Raw genomic sequence first — 3,742 nt, forward strand, 5'->3', positions numbered from 1 at the left:
AGCCGATTCCCGAAGGGTGGGCGTTTGACAAGGACGGTCAACCGACCACAGATGCCAGGGCAGGGCTTGAGGGGAGCATGGCTCCATTCGGGGATTACAAAGGAGCTGCACTCGCTCTGATGGTGGACATCTTGTCGGCAGGTGTAACGGGTTCGAGTTTTACGTTTGAGGCGTCGAGCACCGCCAATCATCGTGGTGACCCACCCAATCTCGGGCAGTTTCTGATTACCATTGATCCTTCGGCGTTTGGAGGCACCGACTTTCCAGCGCGTCTGGAGACCCTGTTGTCGGCAATGCTGAGTCAGGAGGGCGTTCGGCTACCTGGAGACCGGCGCATTGCGAAGCGTGTACAAACCCAGAATGAAGGGGTTTCCATCAGCGACGATCTGCACAAACGTTTGCTGGATTATTGCTGATAATGGCTCATCACTCCCGTCTTTCGGTAACGTTTACAACCCATAAGGGCTGATAGACCTGACACCTTATGAACTTCGGTGTCATTTTGAGCGGGGGTCGCACTCTCAAGTTGGAGAGCGTTAAAATCTGGGGTGCGACCCGTTGGTCGAAAGGAAACGTGCGTTTTCGGGTAGACCGCGAGGTTTTTATTAACCTTGTAACTCAGTGTTCCATGAGGGTGCAAGTCCCTCCCTCCAGGTGCAGGAGTGAAAGCATACCCCCCAGGCTAGAGACTGGTCCTCAAAGGTCTGAAGCGGGGATAAACGGCGGAATCTAGAAGCCTCAATCTGGGTATCCCGTCTAGCAAGCATCTATGGGCAGCGAAAGCGAAGATGTAGTTGAGCCATCGTGATTAACAGCCAGCGCAAGAGGCTGATGCGCTGGAGCCAAAACGGCACAGGATAAGGCGCTGGCAGACTCTGGAACTGACCGGCCTGCACTGCCACATAACCCCGGTGGACAGCATCGCCCTAAGGATGCGAGCAATGGAAACTGGGAACGGAGTAACCTCCCATGGTTCTCTGTCGGGCGGATCACCCCACGGAGTAGGTGCCAACCGGATGCCATGGGAGAGAAGGATGCTCGAAGAAGCCAAGGCCCAGGGTAGTGCCTGGGATATGCTGACGTCGGGCCGGTATTCTGAAAGGTAAAGTGGTGAGTCAGAGGCCACGAGCCAAGACACAGGACCCCAAGGACCTGATGGCGGCCTGGCAAGAGATTCCCTGGACGAAAGTTCAGCGGCATGTCTTCCGCCTCCAAAAGCGAATTTACCAAGCCACACAACGTGGAGATGTCAGGACGGTACGTAAACTCCAGAATCTGTTAAGCAAATCCTGGTATGCCCGGCTCTTGGCGGTACGTCGCGTGACTCAGGAAAATAAAGGGAAACGCACGGCGGGAATCGATGGTGCAAAATCCTTAAAAGCACCTGCACGATGGCGGCTCGCTCGCCAGCTTCGTCTGGATGGCAAAGCCACCCCGCTTAGACGTATCTGGATACCGAAACGCGGCACTTCTGAGAAGAGGCCGCTCGGCATTCCAACCCAACACGATCGGGCCAAGCAGACGCTCGTGCGTCAGGCCTTGGAACCGCAGTGGGAAGCCAAGCTGTCGGCCCATTTCTATGGATTTCGTCCAGGTCGTTCTTGTCACGATGCCATCGAAGCGATCTTTCATTGCATCAAGTATCGGCCGCAGTATGCGTTAAAGGTCGATATTGCGAAATGTTTTGACCGCATCGATCACTCGGCTCTATTGGCCAAACTCCAATCGACACCGAGTATTCGTCGGCAAGTCCGAGCGTGGTTGCGATCCGGGATCATGGAAGCGGACACGTTTACCCCGACCACGGCGGGAACGCCACAAGGCGGCAGTGTGTCGCCCTTGTTAGCGTTGATCGCCCTGCATGGGATAGACGAAGCCATCACCGAGGTCTATCCGGAGGCTCGTGTCATCGCCTATGCAGATGACTGCATGGTGCTGCATCCGGATCGTTCAGTCTTAGAACACAGCCAGCAACTCTTGACGACGTGGCTGGCCGACATCGGACTGGCGCTGAACGCAACCAAGACCCGCATTCGTCACACTTTGGAAGGCGATCAGCCCGGAATGGATTTTCTTGGCTTCCACATCCGTCAGTATCGAGTGGGGAAGCACCAATCCGGAACCACACCCCAAGGGGTTCCCCTCGGGCACAAAACGCTGATCAAACCGGCCAAATCAAACGTGGCGGATCATCTCGCGGAGCTCGGTCGGATCGTAAGGGAAGCCAGGGCCTGGCCCCAGGTCGCCCTGATCCAAAAACTCAACCCTAAGATTCGGGGATGGGCGAATTACTACCGCAGCGGGGTAAGCAAAGCCACTTTCAGTCGGCTCGATTACCTCATGTGGGCCAAGCTCCGTCACTGGGCGAACTGGCGACACCCCAAGAAAACGGCCGGATGGGTAGTCAAGCGCTACTGGACCCAACGAGACGCGCGCTGGGTCTTTGCGACAGCGGCTACCCGTGGAGGTCTAATCTCTCTCACCTTCCATAACGAGGTGCCGATCCGGAGACATTTCAAAGTCGCCGGCCATCGGAGTCCTTACGATGGAGATTGGGTGTACTGGAGTGCTCGACAAGGACGGTACCCCACGGTCAGTCCTCGACTGGCCACACTGCTGAAAAAGCAAAAGGGGCGCTGTGCCGGGTGCGGGCTGTACTTCCAACATGATGATCCACTTGAGATTGACCATATTGATGGGAACCGAAAGAACTCCCGTCTGATCAATCTGCAAGTTTTACATGGACATTGCCATGACGTAAAAACCCGGGAGCAAAGGGAGTATCTCCCGGTGGGTCTGCGTGATCAGCATCAGAATACTGAGGAGCGGAGTGCAGGGAAACTTGCACGCTCCGATCTGGAGCAGCGGTAGACGGAGCGATCCGTCTATCGACTGTAACGGGTATGGTTGGATCAGTGCCGCCAGTGACATGTCACAGAGACAGAGAATCGGCCCGTTTTCAAACTCTTAGCGCCTAGAGTTTGCCTCCATAAGTCGTTGATCCCACTCAATACCCCCACTTTTTAACGCTCTCGTTGTCTGAGGGTTCGGATTGGCGTGTCAGAGGGGTGAAATTCGGATATACTAGCGTTTTTGTGCAGTGGTGATTGCACCAGGAGAAAAGATTTCGATAAAATAGCGAAAATGGTCCTTTGCGCTACTGGAGGAGATAGTCCATGCCCAGACGACTTCCGGAAGTGCTCACCCGCGAAGAAGCTGCCGCGCTCCTCTCTGCCCCGAGCCGCTACTACCCCACCGGCAGACGCGACCGGTGCATTATTAAGCTCATGCTCAACGCCGGCCTGCGTGCCAGTGAGGTGCTGAACCTCGCGTGGCGGGATGTGGATTTGCAGACCGGTAAGCTCGTCGTGCGCAAAGGTAAGGGAAACAAAGACCGCCAGGTGTGGGTTGGGGATGAAACGCTTGATCTCCTGCGCCTCTGGTGCGAAGAGGCCCCGGCGTGTTCGTGGTGTTTCCCGACGCTCCGGGGTAGTCGAATGCACAGCGCGCAGCTGCGGGCTATGGTGAAGCGGCGAGCCAAAAAGGCAGGGATTAGAAAAGACGTGCATCCCCATATGTGCCGGCATACTTATGCGACAGAACTGTATCGGTCAAGTAAGGACATCCGGCTGGTGCAGAAAGCGCTGGGGCACGCCTCGCTCTCGACGACGATGATCTATACGCATATTGTTGATGATGATATGGAAGAGGCGATGCGGGCGCTCAATATTTAGGGGGCGGC

General features: G+C 55.9%; 3 protein-coding genes. All 3 read left to right on the top strand.

Features of this window, described 5'->3' with window-relative positions; genetic code table 11:
• Nucleotides 1-416: Ldh family oxidoreductase (locus O6929_14290; GenBank protein MCZ6481550.1), on the top strand; the 416-nt coding region annotated here is incomplete at its 5' end.
• Nucleotides 417-1,110: 694 nt separating this feature from the next.
• Nucleotides 1,111-2,871 (top strand): reverse transcriptase domain-containing protein, encoded by a 1,761-nt coding sequence (locus O6929_14295; GenBank protein MCZ6481551.1) that lies wholly within the window; start codon nt 1,111-1,113, stop codon nt 2,869-2,871.
• Between the two features lie 305 nt (nt 2,872-3,176).
• The gene (locus O6929_14300; protein MCZ6481552.1) at nt 3,177-3,734 is read left to right on the top strand and encodes a tyrosine-type recombinase/integrase; all 558 of its coding nucleotides are present in this window, start codon (nt 3,177-3,179) and stop codon (nt 3,732-3,734) included.
• The last annotated feature ends 8 nt before the right edge of the window (nt 3,735-3,742 follow it).

Source organism: Candidatus Methylomirabilota bacterium, from assembly GCA_027293415.1.
Classification (GTDB): Bacteria; Methylomirabilota; Methylomirabilia; order Methylomirabilales; family CSP1-5; genus CSP1-5.

Excerpts from the sequence above, each read along its gene's own strand:
- O6929_14300 (MCZ6481552.1), top strand. The coding sequence starts at position 3,177 with ATGCCCAGACGACTTCCGGAAGTGCTCACCCGCGAAGAAGCTGCCGCG.